1 protein-coding gene is annotated in these 427 nt (G+C 59.7%); it reads left to right on the plus strand.

Annotated features, from left to right (window positions below):
* A partial coding sequence (locus E4T71_RS09010) for an OmpW family protein (RefSeq protein ID WP_135038981.1) occupies nucleotides 1-427 on the plus strand: 427 nt, incomplete at both ends.

Raw genomic sequence — 427 nt, forward strand, 5'->3', positions numbered from 1 at the left:
GGGTGGCTACAACCAGTTCTTCCCGCAAGTAAAAAGTGGCGACATCACCGGGGTGCCGGGCGGTAAAGTTGACGTAGGTGACGGCGGCGCTCCCTTTGCCAGCGCTTCCTACATGTTCAGCGATAGCGTGTCGGGCGAACTGGCGTTCGGCGTGCCGCCTAAGCTGGACATTGAAGGACGCGGCACCATCGAGCAGGCGGGCAAGATTGCAGACGCCAAGGTGTGGTCGCCTATCCTGATGTTCCAATATCGGTTCGGCCGCCCTGATGGCGTGTTCCGTCCGTATGTCGGCGTCGGTGGCACGTATGTCAAATTTTCCAGTGTGAACACCACCCCGATACTAAGCATGCTAACGAATCCGGGCGGAACGACGAGCGCCGCGATAGATAATGCCTGGGGGGCTGTGGCGCAGATCGGAGCTACGTAC

It is taken from the genome of Streptococcus sp. WM07 (assembly GCF_004570525.1).
Classification (GTDB): domain Bacteria; phylum Bacillota; class Bacilli; order Lactobacillales; family Streptococcaceae; genus Streptococcus.